This is a genomic window from Peribacillus sp. Bi134, from assembly GCF_918698065.1.
Classification (GTDB): Bacteria; Bacillota; Bacilli; order Bacillales; family DSM-1321; genus Peribacillus.
On the sequence record NZ_CAKKLN010000008.1, the window covers coordinates 205,817 to 223,613 of the forward strand.

The window sequence follows — 17,797 nt, forward strand, 5'->3', positions numbered from 1 at the left end:
ATTTACTAGATTTCCCACCCCCACAAATTCGTTATAAAAGGTAGAATGAGTATATAGGGGTCAAACTCTTATGGAGGGGTGACTAGATGTTATCAAATACAGAAATAGGCATTGACTTAGGAACTGCAAATACGCTAGTTTACAGTAAAAATAAAGGAATCGTATTTAATGAGCCATCTGTGGTGGCCATTGATATAGAGACTAATAAAGTATTGGCAGTCGGTGTGGATGCAAAAAACATGATCGGGAAAACACCTGGAAATATTGTGGCAATCCGTCCGCTTAAGGATGGTGTCATTGCGGACTTTGATGTGACCGCGCAAATGCTTCGGGAAATCATGAAAAAAGCAAGTAAGGCCCTAGGATTATCGATTCGCAAACCTAGTGTAGTGGTCTGTACACCATCAGGTTCCACATCAGTTGAGAGAAGGGCCATTCAGGATGCAGTCAAAAGCTGCGGAGCGAAACAGGTCCACCTTATCGAGGAACCAGTAGCAGCAGCAATAGGTGCGGGCTTGCCTGTCGAAGAGCCAGTTGCCAATGTCATCGTTGATATCGGCGGCGGAACGACTGAGGTCGCAATCATTTCTTATGGCGGCGTCGTTTCTTGCAATTCAATCAGAATTGGCGGAGATCAATTGGATGAAGATATCAGCCAGTATGTCAGAAAAAAACATAATGTGCTGATTGGGGAAAGAACCGCCGAGGAAATAAAAAAAGAAATCGGCTACGCACTCGTTGAACATTCCGTGATCACCATGGAAGTCAGGGGCCGCGATCTTGTAACGGGTCTTCCAAAGCCAATTACAATATCATCCACTGACGTCCAGGAAGCCATCCAGGAATCGCTTCTCCATATACTGGAAGCAATCAGGGCCACTTTGGAAGATTGTCCTCCTGAATTGAGCGGGGATATCGTCGATCAAGGTGTCATCTTATCCGGCGGGGGTGCACTTCTCAACGGGGTACAAGAATGGCTGACGAATGAAATCGTCGTCCCAGTCCAACTTGCAGATAACCCGCTTGAATCAGTTGCCATCGGAACCGGGCTTTCACTTGAGGTCATTCACAAATTACAAAAAGCCGTATACTAGAAATAAATGGCTATCTTTGAACTGCACCCCAATTGTTAGACAACATCTAACAATTGGAGGTGCAGTTTTTTTCCTAAATATACGATAGACCAAAAATCAAATGCAGTTTTAGAGTACTTAGAAGGAAAAAAACCAAGAAAGACATGAGGTTTATCCCCTCTGAAAAGATGGGTCGCTATCTAAAACATGGAATGGAAGGATTTGTTTCATCCTATACAAAATTACACTTGATGCGAGCACCTTGGTTACGTAATTCTAAGGTGATACGCCTATCCCCATAGCTCCGTCCTCCAGCAACCTTTTTTGCGTATCCAATACAAAGAAAAAAGACCTCAACATTTAAGTTGAGAACCTTTCATGCTTTGTAAAGGTATATAGGATTCACCCTTATTTTATTATCAAGGAAAACTCCCATTTGTTAAATCTTCCAATTCTTGAATTCTTAAGCCTTCAATATCCTTAATCCTAGAAGCTTCGGTATCATTTTCAGGATAAATATAGCATTGTTTTTCATACGAAGAAGTAGCCAAACCAAAACTTTCCTTGTTTAAAAAATGACAAATCTTCAGGTGAATTTGGCATTTCCCACTCATAAAGCGATTTTGTAATCAATCTTATAATTTTCTTTGCATTCTCGTCAGCGTGAAAATAATAAACATTTGCTGTTTAATTACGTCATATTTAGCAACAATTTGTCCATTTAATGCAGGTTGCTGATCATTAATAACGCTGTCTAAAATTGCGACTTTTTTAGGCTTATCATAAATACTGATATTAGACACATAGCCCAGATTTCTAACACTCAACATCATTAAATTTCACCTTAATTTCTTTACTACCAAAATTGTATGCTGATAAATAACATAGTGATTATGTAAAAGATTGTTTTTTCATGGTTATACCGCAACTCGATAAACTTGATTTATCTGCGTTACAAACACTTCCTTTAATACATCTGTTGTTCATTAACTTACAATCATTATTCACCATGAATTTTAAAATAAAATTAAATATTCAAACATCATTTCACCATTTATTTCTTTATACTATTATTCTTTTCTGAAACAGAACACTTCAAAATTGAGACGTAAATTGTGGATATTTACGATACTATAGTCCTTGTTAACAAATAGGTAATATGTGGTCACATATAAAAAAACTGAAAGGGTGTAATTATTGAAAACTAAATTATTTTCAGTTTCAGTGATATGTATATTATCAATTATAATAGCAATGCCCTCTTTTGCTTTTGCAGCAACTAACGCTTATAGCTTTACAATGAATCTTCGTTTAGTTGATGGAAGTAAAAACGGTCAATATTTTAAATTAAATAAAGGAACTGCAAAATTAAGTGGTACACATTATCAATATAGCTCTGACCCTAGCCCTGTAGGTCCTAACCCCATAACTTATCAATTATGGAATAAGACCTCAGGTAACAGTTTTGGTACAATAAAAGCTGCACCTAATAAAAATGGTACTTCTTCTAGTGTGTCAGGTAGCTATTCTGGTCTAGGTGGGGGTACTAAGTATTATTTGCAAATTTTTAAAGTTGATGACGGTAGAAATATAAAAGGTTCAGGAAAAATATCAAATTAAACAACTGGAAAGAGCTTATAATTCTCGATAGGAGTCTCTAAAATGGTTTATCATTTCAGCGGTTGGATTCTTTACAGTTTTATAATTTTATATATCATTTTGGCACTAATACTAAAATTAAGTTTCAAAAAAAGTCATACCTATCTTTTATTCTATACAATTATGTATGTTTATTTATGTAATGTTATAAACCTCACTCAATTTCCCATTTATGTAGATGATGATCAAAGAGAAGCGTTTGGGGGGCAAAATGTTTGGAGAGAAATGAATTTAATCCCATTTAAATATGAATTTACCAAATTGAGCTTTTTTAATATTTTAATGACTGTCCCACTAGGCTTTGGATTACCCTTCTTATTTAGAGCCTCATTTAAGAAAATTTTAATAGCTGGTGTATTAACTGGAATAATTCTCGAATCAGGTCAACTACTAACAGCTTTATATGCAGGATATACTTTCAGATTTGTTGATATTGATGATGTAATCTTTAATATATCAGGGACATTATTAGGATACTTCATTTTATTTAAGTTATTTAAATTAACGTTTCATATCCTTGTGAGAAAGTGGCATATAAAGTTTAATTCCATAGTTAAACATATCAATAATACATAATAACGATTTATCCTGTGAAAAACGCCATTTCAAATCGTTATCCGACTACACAGACACGGGTATGATGAAGCATCATCAGCGGGTCTCTATTTGGCATGAGAATTCAAGGAGCAACAGCCATTTTCGCAGTCAACCTCAAACGAATTTTCACGAAAATCAAAGCAGAAAAGTAACTAAATATGAAAGAAATAGATCACTTCCTGTTCATTATCGTACAGGAAGTGATCTATTTCTGTTAAAAAAACAATAACTCATTCAAAACCTTTAGTTTTTCAGCAGCCTCGCTGAAAGCCGATGCGGCTCCCGTACCGCCTCTGGAAAGCTTAGTGCCTCTCGTTACAACCACGCCCACATTGTACAAGCCATAAAAAAATGTAGACAAACCCCTTTTTGCTTTTAAAAGAAACGGATATATTTTCACTTGATTGTGTAGAGAATAAGAAAAAGCTTTTTTTGGTTCAACAGTACTTTGCTTTTTGGAGAAGCCTTAATAGGACTTAATAGGACTTAACGCATGCAATGTTACATAACTTGTGTTATAATATAATTATGTTACATTGGTAAGAGGAGAAGATCTATGGAATATGTAGAAGCCTTTAAGGATATCAATCAAATCAGCAAAATAAAAACATACTTACGCTCTCACTCCAGTCGGGATTATTTATTGTTTGTACTCGGCATCAATACAGGTATGAAGATAAATGAAATGCTCGAAATCACCGTCGCCAGCGTTCTGGATGAAACGGGCAAAATAAAGGAGTTCTATGAGCAGCGTACGGAAAATGACGAAGTAAACCAAATTTATTTGAACCTGAAAGTCCGTACCGCCTTACAAGAATACCTTAAAGGCTCAAAGGTTATCGAAGGTCAATTTTTATTTCTTTCCCCTAAGACAAAAAAGCCGATCACACGTCAACAGGCTCACCGAATCATCCATGATGCTGTGGAAGGTGCAGGGCTGACAGGCAAATTCGGAGCAAGTTCGATGCGTAAAACTTTTGGCTACCATGCCTATAAACAAGGAGTGTCACTGGCATTGATACAGAAGCATTACCATCATTCCAGTCCATCGGAGACATTAAAATACATCGGCATATCGAAGGAGAAGAAATTCAAGACGAATATTGACGTTAACTTATAAACATTCTGCTATCTTCTATTAACTCTAACCAACATTTTAAGGAGGAATTCCAGTGAGAATTAGAGAAAGTGAACTTCCTGGTATTGGCCAAAAATTTGAAATCATAACGAGAAATGATGAAAAGTTAGTAATCGTCATTCATGATGACGGCCGTCGGGAATTATACCATTTTGATAATGAACATGAGGACGTCATATCGAGCATCACCCTTAACGATCAGGAATCACGGCAAATGGCTTCCATCATAGGCGGCATGGTTTATAAACCGCAAGCACTTGAAACGATTGAAATGTCATTGGGTGACTTGGTGATTGAATGGTTCAAAGTCGAACCAGGTTCAAAGGCCATCAATCAAACGATCGGTGCGATTGATATCAGGAGCAATTATAACGTGACCGTCATCGCCCATTCTAAAAAAGGAAAAAAACAACTGAATAATCCTGGTCCTGACTCCATCATCGAAACAGGCGACACCCTTGTGATATCCGGTGAAAGAAAAGATATCCGAAACCTCACAAGAGAATTATTGACCGACGAAAGGAGTGACTAAGCTCATATGGACCATTTAGTCTTTGAAGTGGGAACTGCCCTACTTCTAGTGGCATTAGCCGCTCTCGTAGCAGGTAAATTCAAAATATCGAATGTTCCACTATTAATTATCATCGGGATGCTCGTTGGCCCCCATGCCCCGCACTTCGGATTAATTGACCTGCGTTTCATCGAAAGCGATGAAATCATAGCATTCCTCGGTCGGGTCGGTATATTATTCCTTCTGTTTTACCTAGGGCTTGAATTTTCCGTCAAAAAGCTCATGAAATCCGGAAAAAATATCGTGACAGGCGGAACCTATTACATTTTAATCAACGTGGGAATGGCCTTGCTTTACGGTTTCCTGCTCGGTCTTCCATTGAAAGAGGTTCTGATATTAACCGGTATCATCAGTTTTTCTTCAAGTGCCATTGTGGCAAAGGTGCTTGTGGACCTTAAAAGGACCGGTAACAATGAAACGGAGCTAATCCTTGGCATCATCATGTTTGAAGATATCTTCCTCGCTGTTTATTTATCAGTCGTATCCGGATTGGTATTAAGCTCTTCTGGTTCCGTTTGGGGAACATTACTTTCTACATTTATCGCGATTGGGTATATGCTGATATTTTTCGTTATCGCCCGGAAAGCATCTGGGGTCCTTAACAAATTATTCAATATATCCTCCGATGAGATTTTTATCATCGTCGTGTTCGCATTACTATTCTTCATTGCCGGTTTCTCGGAAACGATTCATGTTGCGGAAGCCATTGGTGCATTACTGCTCGGCCTAGTCTTTTCTGAAACGGAACATAGCGACAGAATCGAGAAACTTGTCATTCCCTTTCGAGACTTCTTCGGGGCCATATTTTTCTTCAGCTTTGGCTTGAGTATCGATCCGACTACCCTTGGCGGAGCTGTCTGGATGGTTCTTGGTGCCGTCATCATCACCATAATCGGTAACTTTGCAGCTGGTATGATTGCCGGACGCAAATCCGGTTTATCTCACAGAGCTTCCGCAAACATCGGTTTAACGATCGTTTCACGCGGCGAATTCTCCATCATTTTAGCCAACTTAGGCATTGCCGGCGGTTTAATGCCTATACTAACCCCGTTTGCGGCACTTTATGTTTTAACCTTAGCGATTCTTGGGCCGATCCTTACCAAAGAATCCAAACACATCTATAATATCCTAAATAAAGTATTCAAATGGACCTCTCCGAAGGTTCAGAAGGAACAGGGAAAAGAAGTGCAATAGAGAAAAACGGCCAGACCACAATGTCTGGCCGTTTTTCTGTTTACCTTAATAAATCACTTAATTAGCTATTATACTTGTTTTAAAGAGGGCATAAAATCATACCTAGCAGTAGTGTTGGCATTATCGATAGGCTTGAAGTATCGAAAGCTTATCAGTTAGTCGCTTGCTTTACGAATCTTAAATCCTGATTTTCCCGGGCATTATACTCGCCATTCCCCGACTTCTGCAATTTTTTTTAAAAAGGCATTGAAAAAAGAACTGGCTAAGGTTGGTCATCCTTGCCCTTTTCTTCACCTCTCCATCATTCCGGCATATTTGTCACAAGCTTTTACAAGTGCTCGGATTAGGGCTTTCAATTTCTTTTCTTTTGAGGATTAACTTATATGAGCAGAGGGAAAAGAAGCAATAACCTAAGTAACTATTCAGGAGTGATGCCCAGATGAATAAGTCGATAAAATTTTCAAAGAAACTGATTAAAGAAATAAAGGAAGATCGTGTGACCGGACTGGCAGCAGAACAAGCTTATTACTATCTACTGGCACTATTCCCTTTGCTCATTTTACTGCTGTCCTTATTACCTTATCTGAACATCGATATTCAGACTGCCCTTGACACGATAAAAACCTTCATGCCTGCGGAAACGATGGAAGTCATCGAGAAAAATATCATTAACATATTATCTGAACGGAACGGAGGCTTACTGACTTTTGGTTTCCTTGGCACCATATGGTCCGCTTCCAATGGAATGAATGCGTTCATCCATTCCATGAATATCGCCTATGATGTTGAAGAAACAAGGAATTTCATTAAAGCCCGCTTCATTTCCATTGCATTGACATTAGGACTGGTTGTGGCATTCATCGTCATGTTGGGTCTCCCCGTTTTCGGAAAAGTGATCATCGATTTATTACAGCAAGTCATTCCGATCCCTGAAGAAACGCAAATAATATTCAGCTTATTACGGTGGGTTATCGCGGTTGTGGTCATATCACTTGTCCTGACCTTTTTATATCGCTTTGCACCGAATAAAAGTTTTCCCATTAAACATGTCATCCCTGGGGCAGTTACCGCAACTGTACTTTGGCTAGGAATATCACTTGGATTTTCATTCTATGTCAGTAATTTTGCCAACTATTCTTCCACTTACGGCAGTTTAGGAGGCGTCATCATCTTGATGCTATGGCTGTATTTGAGTGGTCTGATTTTTGTGATCGGCGGAGAAATCAATGCAATTCTTCATCGCCAAAACTCCATTCCAAAAAAACCCTCCCGCACGATCGTCCATCCTGTCCCGCTTAAAAGATAAAATCATGAATTACGACAAAAGGTAGAAAAGCGGCTGTCCCATTCGGACAGCCGCTTTCGTATTCATCCTTTATTGACAAACTCTTCATATCTTTCATCATGGGCCAGCCATGCCGCGTATTTCCGCTTCATGTATTTTTCCGCTTCCATAAATGTATCGAATGTTTTTTTCTGTTGTTTTCCGTTGATTTCAACAATCCATTGCTCTTCTTCATCTTCATAGATGAATATGTCCTGTTTGTCTCTCGTTGAATATAGGCAGCCCTCTGGGGATTCCTTTACATTCAGTTGATTCTTATGTGCGTCTCGTTTAAGGGGCTCGGCAAAGAAGGTCTTTTCGACATATTGGCTATACGCCTTTTCGGACATGGTACAACCTGCCGCTTTTTGGTGGCCGCCTCCATCGTACTTGCCAGCAACTTCAGAAACATCAATATCGTCGTGAATTGTCCGGAAGCTGATTCTTTTACTTCCAACCATCAGGATCGCTATATAATCAAGATGCGAGAACTCTTTCGACAGTTCATTACCCAATTCTGAGTGATATGACTCTGCATGGACCACACCAGCTGTATGGGGACCGACCGTAGCCTGATAGACTTCTCTTTTTTTCCTGTTTATGTACCGATCTACCCGACTCTCTTCAACATTCAGAAGGGTTTGCTCCACTTCGTCAAAAGTAAAACTTTCAGCCGTAGACAGCTTATTTGCAATTTTCATTTCGAATTCCTCTATCGGAATCATGAAAAACAGGTCATTCAATCGTTTTGCCGTTGTATTTTTATTGACTTCCCATTCCCAAGTATCGTATTGTCGGACCAATTCAACGAATTCAGCGACAATGCTTGAAGGTTCCAGGTATTTATTTTCAACTGCATACTGATAGAATAATGATGTCGCTGCCGTCTGTTTACCATCTTCCTGTTCGACAGTTACAGATGCCCAATCATGTTCGTTCAAATGCAATGCTGACTTATGATGATCGATCAGCAGCGCTTTGCCTCCATCTTCCACAAACTGAGTAATCATTTTTTCGTTATCTTCATCAACCGATAGATCAGTAACGATCAATGTATCTTCAAGCTTGGCCTGCTCAAGAAATGCTCCTACGTTCTGATTAAGGCGACCAATTGAATTATAACTTACCACTACTTCTTCTCCGAAGGCCAGCTTAGCTATAATGCCGCAGCCGACTCCATCTAAATCATTATGTGTAAAGAGATGGTACACACAAACCCCTCCTAGTAACTAATAAATTTACTTTTCCCTAAAGACATGAATTTCAATTGCAATCTTTACAATTGTAGCATAATCATATCCGCATATTTTATCATGCTTCCATTACGTGATGCTTTTGTTCGTTTTTTTTCGAAAAACCCCCTGATGATTCTTTATTTTCCATAATTTATAACGTCCATTACTTTGAAATCGAGGTTTTTCCATTGAAGAGGTTGCGTGGTGAAGATCAGCATTCACTAATCGATCAAATGGCTAGGAATTTTACGAACTTTGGAGAATTGCTTAATGGTTTAAAAAGCCAGACCCAATCCGACAAATGATCCGGTACATCAAAAAAAGCCGCAGGGACGTTATTCCCTGCGGCTTCCTTATACCAAATCACTGTTCAATCAATTTTCCAAGGTTGGCCATTTCAATTGCACTAACGGCCGCTTCATAGCCTTTGTTACCTGATTTTGTTCCTGCACGTTCAATCGCTTGTTCAATATTTTCAGTTGTCAGCAAACCGAAGATAACCGGTACACCCGTTTCCAAGGAAACGGAAGCCATGCCTTTAGCCGCTTCATTACAGACATAATCATAATGTGAAGTGGCACCCCTGATTACCGTTCCAAGACCGATTACCGCATCATATTTACCTGTATTCACAAGTTTTTTTGCAATTAACGGTAGTTCAAAAGCACCCGGGACCCAAGCGATGTCAACATCATTCTCATCAACGCCATGACGCTTAAGGCCATCCAATGCCCCTCCTAAAAGCTTGCTTGTGATAAACTCATTAAATCTTCCTACCACGATACCGACTTTCAATCCTGATCCGATTAATTGTGCTTCAATAGTTTTCCCCATGTCCAATTCCTCCTAATTTTAAAAAACAATATAATTTTTTGTTCTGTAAGATGTAATTACTTAAATCCTCAAGCTTTCGGGATGTTCAGTTCAAGCTCCTGGTTCCCGATAGTATCATTTTGTTGAAGATACCGAATCAAATCGGCTATCGTAATGAACTTCAGGTTGAATTTATCAGCGATGACTTCTAAATCGGATACCCGGGCCATTGATCCATCTTCATTCATGATTTCACAAATGACACCAGCTGGAGCGGCACCGCATAACTTCGCCAAGTCCACCGATGCCTCTGTATGTCCCGCCCTCCTTAATACGCCGCCTTCTTTTGCGACTATCGGAAAAGTGTGACCAGGCCTTTGGAAATCTTCAGCGACCGAATCTTCATTAAGAAGCTCAAGGATGGTCAAGGACCTTTCAAAAGCACTGATTCCTGTAGAGGTGCTTTTATGATCGACACTTACCGTAAAAGCAGTGCCATGATGATCGGTATTTTCTCCAACCATAGGATGCAGTTTCAATTTCGCTGCCAGTTCTTCAGTGATGGTTGTACAAATCAAACCACGTCCATGAGTCGCCATGAAATTAATCGCTTCCGGTGTCGCCTTTTCGGCCAGCACTACAAAATCCCCTTCATTTTCACGGTCTTCATCATCGGATACGATTACTACCTTGCCTGCCTTCAAATCTTCTATCGCTTCTTCTATTGTATGGAACATCATTACACCGCCCTTTTATTAGAATCCATGCTCTGCCAAAAACTCTAAATTCAGTCCTGGTTTTGGATTGCCATTTTTCATTTGATGTATTATATATTTCCCTATCATGTCGTTTTCGATGTTAACGATATCACCAGCCGCTTTTTGTCCCAATATGGTGTCCTGATGAGTCAATGGAATCAGTGATACAGTCAATAGGTTCCTTTCGATCCCAAATATCGTCAAGCTCGTTCCATCAATGGCCACGGATCCTTTTGGAATGCAAAAGGCACTGAGCCCCTCTTCCAATTGGATTACATAATAAACGGCATTTTCTTTCCGTTCTTTTTTGATGATCGTTCCGGTTCCGTCGATATGACCTGAAACAAAATGACCGCCAAACCTTCCCTGTGCACTCATGGCTCGTTCAAGATTCACAGGTGATCCCAATTTCAATGTCCGTATCGAGGAAGCTTTGACCGTTTCCGGCATCACGTCGACCGTAAACAAACTTTTAGTGAAGGACGTTACCGTTAAGCAGACCCCGTTTACTGAAATACTATCCCCCAGATGAACATCTTCAAGGATTTTTTCAGAACGAATCGATAACTCCATACTGCTTTTTCCTTTGTTCATGGAATGAACGGTACCGATATCCTCAATGATTCCCGTAAACATGTTTTTCCCCCTTTTATAAAATATAAAAAACCCCTTAGGATGACCTAAGGAGTTAGCAGGAGAAATGAGTGAAAAAAATTGTATACCTAAAAAGCCCAACATTTTCATTTTTGAAAAATTAGGCGTACGTATACACTTGGGTTCCACACGTCCTTCTCCCATCCAGACTTTACTGTCGGCTTTGGAATCTCACCAAATCCTGCCTTTAACAGGCTCGCGGGCTTAGAATTTCTTCATCACCGCCGGTTGGGATTTTCACCCGACCCCGAAGGACTAAAATAATATGAATCTTTGAATATTTTATCACCATAAAGTGAAGATGTAAAATTTCTAACCTTAAATGGTTCAATTGTTACAGAAACTTCCTCTCTTTATGGAAAAACGACCTCCAAAGTCCCCGATGTGCTCCAAAGAGGTTAATCAGGCTAAATATGTGGAATAGGGTTAGAGGTTCACAATTCATATAAGGAGGAAGCCTTATGCTTATTTCCATCATCAACTTGATTTTCTATCTGTTCGTCGTCACGATGAATTTTTTAGCTAATTACCTGCCATTGAACGGCCAGACATCAGGAGAGATTTCCGATAAACTTGATGTCCTTTTCACTCCTGCAGGATATGTATTTTCCATATGGGGCTTGATCTATTTCCTGCTCGCCATCTGGGTATTCAGGCAGTTTTTAAGCAAACACCAAAACAGCCCTGCCTATAAGGCATCCTTCCCTTGGTTCGCTTTAAGCTGTGTCTTGAATGGCGCTTGGCTTTTGGCTTGGCACTATGAGCACTTTTTGTTATCCGTATTCATTATCATTGCTCTTTTGGCTACTTTAATGGTCATTTATACTAACGTAAAAAAAGTGAAGCGTGCGCCTTTCGACCTATTTCCGTTTTCCGTTTATACAGGCTGGGTAAGTGTTGCAACTATCGCTGACATTTCTTATTACCTCACGTATATCAAATGGGACGGTTTTGGGGTTTCCAGTTCAACATGGACGATCGTCCTGCTGATTGCAGCAACAATCCTGGCTTTTGTCTTTGCAGGTAAAAACCGGGATTGGTGCTATCCTCTCGTATTCGTTTGGGCGTTCATAGGCATCGGGATACGAAATAGCTCCGGCTATCCGGTAATTACGGACATTTCTTATATCCTGGCTGTCATCACTTTTATCGTATCCATCACCATCTTCATTAAAAGTAGAAGGAATATGGTAGCCTAAAATGCTTGCTGAAGATCTTGCCAGACATCCTGCCAAGCTTCTAGGCCAACTGAGAGACGGACCAGCTGGTCACTGATGCCCATTTGTTTCCGTGAATCTTCAGGAACGGCAGAGTGCGTCATGGTAGCGGGATGCTGGATCAATGTTTCGGCATCCCCAAGACTTACGGCAATTTTGATTAGTTTCAATTTATTTAGGAATTCCTGTGCATCCTGTTTTGTGCCATGCAATTCGAAAGAGATAAGGCCGCCGCCATGTTTCATCTGTTTTTGCATTATATAATGATCCGGTGAAGCTTCATCACCTGGATAATATACCTTTTTCACTTTTGGATGTTTCTTAAGTTCATGAAAGATTTCCATTGCATTGGACGAATGACGGTCCATCCTGACAGGCAAGGTCTTTAACCCCCGCAATAGTAACCAGGCATCGAAAGGTGAAATGATTCCACCGATATCCTTCTGTGTAGTCCCTGCTATCTGATTCATGAATTCCTTCTTACCTACGACAAGTCCTGCAACGACATCCCCATGCCCGCAAAGATATTTCGTAGCGCTATGAAGGACGATATCACAGCCATACTCAAGCGGTCTCTGTAGATATGGCGTCGAAAACGTATTATCCACTACGACCGTCACATTATGTTCCTTCGCAACTTTCACCACCATCTGTAAATCAATCATTTTCATCGTCGGATTGATCGGGGTTTCTACATAGATGCAGGTCGTTTCCGGCCGAATCATTTTCCTTACCTGTTCTTCTGTATCCATCTCACAAAAATCATGAGTGATGCGGTATTTATTTTTCATAAGCTGCAGAAGGCCAAATGTACAACCATATAACCCCTGTGAGCATAGGATGTGGTCATCTGTTTTCGTTAACGCAAAAAGCACAGCTGAAACGGCGGCCATGCCTGAACCGAAAGCAAGGCCAGCTTCCCCGCCTTCCAAAGCGGCAATCTTTTCTTCAAGCACATGTACCGTTGGATTTCCAAGTCGTGAATATATATATCCATCTTCCATACCGGCGAAACGCCTCTCCCCTTGCTCGGCATTTTCGAAAGTGAATGTTGAGGTTTGAAATAAGGGTGTTGCCAAGCTTCCTAAATGCTTCTTCGAGTCATATCCTTCATGGATGACTGCCGTTTCAAACTTTTTATACTTTCCTGTCATACCGTCTCCTCCTAACCTATGTCTATTGCTATCATATGTCAAAAACCTATATAAAGGAAGCGTTTTCATTCATGGTCATCACCTATAAATGAACCCCTGAATTTAGTAAAGATGATATGATTTCCGTAGGGCAATAGATGAACAAGTTCAGGTGGATTTACCCGGGCATTCGTAAAAAAGGGACAGCCGCCATGGCCGTCCCTTTTTCCGAATCATTCATCGACTACGATGTTTCCACCATAGAAGGTTACTCTCGTTAATGGCAGTTCTAGTTCACGAGCCATTTTTTTCAACTCTCGCTCTTCTCTTTCCGTTACGATTGAAATGACAGTGCCATCTGCACCTGCACGCCCAGTTCTACCCGATCTATGGATATATTGTTCGATGTTGTCAGCCATATCAATATGAACGACCGCAGTAAGGCCTTTTATATCTAGCCCCCTTGCCGCTACATCCGTTGCTATCAGCATCGGGGATTTTCCGGAACGAAGCTTGCGCAGCGCTTTCTCCCTGTCGACTTTATTGGATTCGCCGTGAAGCACGCCCATTTCAATACCTTTATAGCTCAGCTTTTCATGTAAGACGCTCAGCTCTGCTATATCATTCAGGAAGGCAAGGGCCTTCACATCTTTAAGTCTTGTGATTTTCTCTAGAATCTTGGACTTTTCCCGTCTCTCAACAACAAAGTAAAGATGGTCCACCTTTGATTCCATTTTTTCATGCTTATCAACCTTGATCATTTCGGGTTCATTCATGAATCCCCTGGCCGCTTTTTCCGTTTCCTCCGGCAGGGTCGCTGAAAACACCATGATTTGCCGGTCTTTTAGCGTTGTTTTGATAATATTATTGATCGTTCCCATATGCTCCGGAGTGATCAATTGGTCACCTTCATCAAGTACTATCGTCTTAACTTCGTGCATTTTCAATTTCTTTTGGGCAATCAATTCGTAAATCCGTCCCGGTGTTCCAGCAATCACCTGTGGACGCTTCTTCAGTTTGTCTAATTGCCTTTTCACATTTGCACCGCCGATGAATGCTGCGCCCGTAATGCCGCTTCCCTCTGACCAAATGCGAATTTCTTCATTGATTTGCATGACCAGTTCTCGTGATGATGCCAAAATCAAAGCTTGGGGCGATTTTTTTTCAGGATCTATCTTTTCCAGCAATGGCAGTAAATATGCTAATGTTTTCCCTGTACCTGTCGGTGATTCGGCCATGATATCTTTTCCCTCGACAATCACGGGAATTGCTTTCGTTTGAATCGGGGTAAGTTGTCCGAATCCGGACTTTTTCCAGACCTCTTGTATATATGGTTTTCTATCGTTTATTAATGCGGGTAATTCGCTCATATCGTTCTCCTTTAATATAAAACTTTTCCTATCTTTCATAGTACCATTTATTCTTGTCCAGTAGTCAACGGAATGCGAATTGTAACCGTCGTCCCTTTGTTTATCTCACTTTCAAAATCCATTTCCCCCTGAAGGCGATGAACGATCTTCCGGCAGATTGCAAGCCCGATCCCTGTGCCCTTTTCCTTCGTTGAGTAAAAAGGCTCACCAATCCGTTCAAGACGCTCGGGCCCCATTCCCATGCCATTATCACTCACGCTGACTACAGCTTGTCCATCGATGATTTGCAGTGAAATTTCAATTTCGCCATTATCCTTTATCGCTTCAATGCTGTTCTTTATGATATTGATTACCAACTGTTTAAGTTCAATTGAATCAGCCATAATATAAATCGGTTCGGCAGTTTTAACCCTGAACCCCATTTCGATATTATTCAAATTCGTTTCTGCTTTCATCAACGTGAAAACCTGCTGTAAACAGTCGGCAAGATCGATCCTGCGAAATGCGACATCCTGTTTCTTCCCGAGAACCAAAAGTTCGCTTGAGATAATATTGATTCGGTCAATTTCCTTCAACATGATATCGGAATGCTGCGGGTTTACTTCCTGGGTCATATCCATTAACTGTACGAATCCTTTTAACGATGTAAGTGGATTCCTTATCTCATGTGCGACGGCGGCAGCCAGATGTCCGATAACAGATAGCTTTTCAGACATGATCATCAATTCCTCTTCGCGCCGCAATTCAGTAATATCCCTAACAATTGCATATACCCCTAGCATTTCCGCGTGAACGATGATCGGTAAAAAGGTCACACGGATTATCCGTTTTTCATCACTGCTATTCTGGATGGTCGTTTCGAATTTAACAGCCTCCCCTTGAAGGGACTGTAAAAAGAATTCAGATACTTTTTCACTTTCATTCCAGTTGAGGAGATGATTCGCATTCTGGCCTTTCAAATTGTCACTATTATGCCCCAACAGTTTCTCAGCTTCCGGGTTTAGCGAAACTACATTTCCTTCGAGATTCAGCTCAAGGACACAATCCGGGTTATGCTTGAACAGCGACCGATACTGTTCATCCTTCAGAATGAATTCCTGTTGGGACCTCAACATTTTCCCCGTCCAATACCTGATTATGAAGTATAGGAAAAGCCCGGTTATGAAAATGAACATCCAGCCTTTGGAATGTTGAAACATTGCATATATCTGAACATCTGCCCTTGCCTGTGTCATAGAGATGTAATCCGTAACGACAATCCATAAGACTCCAATGGTTATATATATAAAAGCCACTTTACATGCAATTTTATGAGATTGGTTCATATTTTTTCCTTTGTATTGTTTTTGGTTTATTATTCCCAAATCACTCAAAAAAAGCCCTCATGTTTTCAACATAAGGACTCTATCGATATTGTACCATATATATTGCAATCATTGTTTTATATAGCTAAAAAATCCAGAGCATTTTAACTGGACCTTCAATGATCAAGAGAGGTTTTTAATGGCTTGATTGAATTCTTCTTCTATATCTTTTGTAGGCTTGGCCGATAATAAGCTGCAAACGATCACCGCTATTGAACCAGCAATGAAACCAGGAATGATTTCGTATACTTCAGCGAACTTATCGATCATATCCCAAACGATCACGGTTGCCGTACCGACAATCATTCCCGCCAGGGCTCCCCATTTCGTCATCCGTTTCCAGTATAGGCTTAATAGAATGACAGGACCGAATGCCGCTCCGAAACCAGCCCATGCATAACCCACCAATTTAAGGATTGTACCGCTTGGATTAAACGCCAATAATAAGGCAATGGCAGATATCGCCAATACACCAAACCGACCTACCAGCACTAATTCCTTATCAGATGCTTTCGGCCGAATGAACTGCTTATAAAAATCATCGGTCAGGGCACTTGCCGATACTAACAGCTGAGATGCAATCGTACTCATGACCGCGGCTAAAATCGCAGCCAACAAAAAGCCAGTAATTAGGGAAGGAAACAGTTCTTTTGCTAAAATGATGAAGACGGACTCAGCATTTTTTTCCCCTAAAGGACTGCTTGTCAGGTTAAAATAAGCAATCCCCACCAACCCGGTGAACATCGCTCCGACGATGGCAAAAATCATCCAGCCCATACCGATTCGCCGTGCGCTTTTCAATTCTTTAACAGATGAAACCGCCATGAATCGAACGATTATATGAGGCTGCCCGAAATAACCAAGCCCCCATGCCAGAAGAGATATGATGCCAATGGTCGATGTTCCTTCAAAAACATGCAATAAATTCGGATTGATCGATTTTATTTCATTGAAAGTGGGATCCCAGCCTCCAATATTTACAATTGTGACAACCGGGACTAGAATTAAGGCAATGAACATAATCGTACCTTGTACGAAGTCCGTCCAGCTAACAGCCAGGAATCCGCCGAATAATGTATAAAGAATAACGACGCTCGCTGTCAGCCAGATGCCCCACCGGTAATCCAAATTGAAAGCCGTGCGGAAAAGCTCACCGCCTGCTACCATGCCTGAAGATGTGTAAAAGGTGAAGAAAATTAAAATGACCGATGCCGATACCACTTTTAAGACCCGGGAGCCATCCTTGAACCGATTTCCCAAGAAGTCGGGAATCGTAATCGAATTACCGGCCAATTCCGTATATGTCCGAAGTCTTGGTGCCACGAATAGCCAATTTAAATAAGACCCTGCACACAGGCCGACGACAATCCAGCCAGCACTCAATCCGCTTATGTACATTGCACCCGGAAGACCCATCAACAGCCAGCCGCTCATATCGGAAGCACCTGCACTCAATGCAGTTACAGCCGGGCCCAAGTTCCGTCCGCCAAGCATGTAATCGGTTAAGTTTGCCGTTTTCCGATAGGCCAAATAACCAATTAACAGCATGCCTGCCATGTATATTCCAATTGATATTATTATTCCGTAATCCAAAAATGAATCCCCCTAGGTTAATTTTTCATCTAGTAAGCTTATCAGAAAAAAAAACATATGTTAAGAAGTTCTTGCACCTTTCACCGATTTCACTTTCAATATAA

The 17,797-nt window shown here is 40.7% G+C and carries 17 protein-coding genes, 1 pseudogene and 1 riboswitch; of the genes and pseudogenes, 8 read left to right on the forward strand and 10 right to left on the reverse strand.

Annotated features, from left to right (window positions below; translation table 11 throughout):
- Positions 1-86: 86 nt before the first annotated feature.
- Positions 87-1,094, forward strand: a complete 1,008-nt coding sequence (gene mreBH / locus LQ188_RS19345) for a rod-share determining protein MreBH (RefSeq protein WP_101224887.1) — start codon at positions 87-89, stop codon at positions 1,092-1,094.
- Between the two features lie 614 nt (positions 1,095-1,708).
- On the opposite strand, the gene LQ188_RS19350 is transcribed toward mreBH, so the two are convergent.
- Positions 1,709-1,906: a hypothetical protein gene (locus LQ188_RS19350; RefSeq protein ID WP_101224888.1), complete on the reverse strand. Its 198-nt coding sequence runs from the start codon at positions 1,904-1,906 to the stop codon at positions 1,709-1,711.
- Between the two features lie 364 nt (positions 1,907-2,270).
- On the opposite strand from LQ188_RS19350, the gene LQ188_RS19355 reads away from it, so the two are divergent.
- Positions 2,271-2,693 carry a hypothetical protein gene (locus LQ188_RS19355; protein WP_230177848.1) on the forward strand — a complete coding sequence of 141 codons (423 nt, stop codon included), beginning with the start codon at positions 2,271-2,273 and terminating at the stop codon, positions 2,691-2,693.
- 42 nt (positions 2,694-2,735) lie between these two features.
- A complete protein-coding gene (locus LQ188_RS19360) occupies positions 2,736-3,308 on the forward strand; it encodes a VanZ family protein (RefSeq protein ID WP_230177850.1) in 573 nt (190 codons plus the stop codon).
- A 235-nt stretch (positions 3,309-3,543) separates the two neighbouring features.
- Here the strand turns inward: LQ188_RS19360 and LQ188_RS19365 are convergent, their stop codons facing one another.
- Positions 3,544-3,690 (reverse strand): hypothetical protein, encoded by a 147-nt coding sequence (locus LQ188_RS19365; RefSeq protein WP_230177852.1) that lies wholly within the window; start codon positions 3,688-3,690, stop codon positions 3,544-3,546.
- Positions 3,691-3,885: 195 nt separating this feature from the next.
- Between LQ188_RS19365 and LQ188_RS19370 the strand changes: the two genes are divergently transcribed.
- From LQ188_RS19370 to LQ188_RS19385, 4 genes are all read left to right on the forward strand, one after another.
- The gene (locus tag LQ188_RS19370) at positions 3,886-4,449 is read left to right on the forward strand and encodes a tyrosine-type recombinase/integrase (RefSeq protein WP_101224891.1); all 564 of its coding nucleotides are present in this window, start codon (positions 3,886-3,888) and stop codon (positions 4,447-4,449) included.
- A gap of 52 nt (positions 4,450-4,501) precedes the next feature.
- Positions 4,502-4,999: a cation:proton antiporter regulatory subunit gene (locus tag LQ188_RS19375; protein ID WP_101224892.1), complete on the forward strand. Its 498-nt coding sequence runs from the start codon at positions 4,502-4,504 to the stop codon at positions 4,997-4,999.
- Positions 5,000-5,005: 6 nt separating this feature from the next.
- Positions 5,006-6,232, forward strand: coding sequence for a cation:proton antiporter (locus LQ188_RS19380; RefSeq protein WP_230177854.1), 1,227 nt, complete (start codon positions 5,006-5,008; stop codon positions 6,230-6,232).
- A gap of 439 nt (positions 6,233-6,671) precedes the next feature.
- Positions 6,672-7,538, forward strand: a complete 867-nt coding sequence (locus LQ188_RS19385) for a YihY/virulence factor BrkB family protein (RefSeq protein WP_230177856.1) — start codon at positions 6,672-6,674, stop codon at positions 7,536-7,538.
- Between the two features lie 62 nt (positions 7,539-7,600).
- Here LQ188_RS19385 and LQ188_RS19390 read toward each other — a convergent pair whose 3' ends face one another.
- The 4 genes and pseudogenes from LQ188_RS19390 to ribE (LQ188_RS19405) form a co-directional block, all read right to left on the reverse strand.
- Positions 7,601-8,767 (reverse strand): oligoribonuclease, encoded by a 1,167-nt coding sequence (locus LQ188_RS19390; protein WP_101224895.1) that lies wholly within the window; start codon positions 8,765-8,767, stop codon positions 7,601-7,603.
- A gap of 387 nt (positions 8,768-9,154) precedes the next feature.
- Entirely contained in the window at positions 9,155-9,625 is a 471-nt protein-coding gene (gene ribE / locus LQ188_RS19395; protein ID WP_048685088.1) for a 6,7-dimethyl-8-ribityllumazine synthase, read from the reverse strand.
- Between the two features lie 77 nt (positions 9,626-9,702).
- Positions 9,703-10,341 (reverse strand): annotated as a pseudogene (gene ribB, locus LQ188_RS19400) (3,4-dihydroxy-2-butanone-4-phosphate synthase); the annotation flags it as partial.
- An 18-nt stretch (positions 10,342-10,359) separates the two neighbouring features.
- The gene (gene ribE, locus LQ188_RS19405) at positions 10,360-10,998 is read right to left on the reverse strand and encodes a riboflavin synthase (RefSeq protein ID WP_101224897.1); all 639 of its coding nucleotides are present in this window, start codon (positions 10,996-10,998) and stop codon (positions 10,360-10,362) included.
- A 146-nt stretch (positions 10,999-11,144) separates the two neighbouring features.
- Positions 11,145-11,275: riboswitch (FMN riboswitch) on the reverse strand.
- A gap of 202 nt (positions 11,276-11,477) precedes the next feature.
- Here ribE (LQ188_RS19405) and LQ188_RS19410 point away from each other — a divergent pair.
- Positions 11,478-12,215 (forward strand): TspO/MBR family protein, encoded by a 738-nt coding sequence (locus LQ188_RS19410; protein WP_230177857.1) that lies wholly within the window; start codon positions 11,478-11,480, stop codon positions 12,213-12,215.
- On the opposite strand, the gene megL is transcribed toward LQ188_RS19410, so the two are convergent.
- The 4 genes from megL to putP form a co-directional block, all read right to left on the reverse strand.
- Positions 12,212-13,387, reverse strand: coding sequence for a methionine gamma-lyase (gene megL / locus LQ188_RS19415; RefSeq protein WP_230177859.1), 1,176 nt, complete (start codon positions 13,385-13,387; stop codon positions 12,212-12,214). The two genes, LQ188_RS19410 and megL, sit on opposite strands and share 4 nt — an antisense overlap.
- Before the next feature lie 212 nt (positions 13,388-13,599).
- The gene (locus LQ188_RS19420) at positions 13,600-14,736 is read right to left on the reverse strand and encodes a DEAD/DEAH box helicase (RefSeq protein ID WP_101224899.1); all 1,137 of its coding nucleotides are present in this window, start codon (positions 14,734-14,736) and stop codon (positions 13,600-13,602) included.
- A gap of 47 nt (positions 14,737-14,783) precedes the next feature.
- The gene (locus tag LQ188_RS19425; RefSeq protein WP_230177861.1) at positions 14,784-16,109 is read right to left on the reverse strand and encodes an ATP-binding protein; all 1,326 of its coding nucleotides are present in this window, start codon (positions 16,107-16,109) and stop codon (positions 14,784-14,786) included.
- A 114-nt stretch (positions 16,110-16,223) separates the two neighbouring features.
- The gene (gene putP, locus LQ188_RS19430) at positions 16,224-17,693 is read right to left on the reverse strand and encodes a sodium/proline symporter PutP (protein ID WP_230177863.1); all 1,470 of its coding nucleotides are present in this window, start codon (positions 17,691-17,693) and stop codon (positions 16,224-16,226) included.
- Positions 17,694-17,797 lie beyond the last annotated feature (104 nt).

What these genes read in the sequence shown, in the direction of transcription:
- mreBH (WP_101224887.1), top strand. Translation starts at nt 87, where the DNA reads ATGTTATCAAATACAGAAATAGGCATTGACTTAGGAACTGCAAATACG.
- LQ188_RS19350 (WP_101224888.1), bottom strand. Translation starts at nt 1,906, where the DNA reads ATGATGTTGAGTGTTAGAAATCTGGGCTATGTGTCTAATATCAGTATT.
- LQ188_RS19360 (WP_230177850.1), top strand. Translation starts at nt 2,736, where the DNA reads ATGGTTTATCATTTCAGCGGTTGGATTCTTTACAGTTTTATAATTTTA.
- LQ188_RS19370 (WP_101224891.1), top strand. Translation starts at nt 3,886, where the DNA reads ATGGAATATGTAGAAGCCTTTAAGGATATCAATCAAATCAGCAAAATA.
- LQ188_RS19380 (WP_230177854.1), top strand. Translation starts at nt 5,006, where the DNA reads ATGGACCATTTAGTCTTTGAAGTGGGAACTGCCCTACTTCTAGTGGCA.
- LQ188_RS19385 (WP_230177856.1), top strand. Translation starts at nt 6,672, where the DNA reads ATGAATAAGTCGATAAAATTTTCAAAGAAACTGATTAAAGAAATAAAG.
- ribE (WP_048685088.1), bottom strand. Translation starts at nt 9,625, where the DNA reads ATGGGGAAAACTATTGAAGCACAATTAATCGGATCAGGATTGAAAGTC.
- ribE (WP_101224897.1), bottom strand. Translation starts at nt 10,998, where the DNA reads ATGTTTACGGGAATCATTGAGGATATCGGTACCGTTCATTCCATGAAC.
- LQ188_RS19410 (WP_230177857.1), top strand. Translation starts at nt 11,478, where the DNA reads ATGCTTATTTCCATCATCAACTTGATTTTCTATCTGTTCGTCGTCACG.
- megL (WP_230177859.1), bottom strand. Translation starts at nt 13,387, where the DNA reads ATGACAGGAAAGTATAAAAAGTTTGAAACGGCAGTCATCCATGAAGGA.
- LQ188_RS19420 (WP_101224899.1), bottom strand. Translation starts at nt 14,736, where the DNA reads ATGAGCGAATTACCCGCATTAATAAACGATAGAAAACCATATATACAA.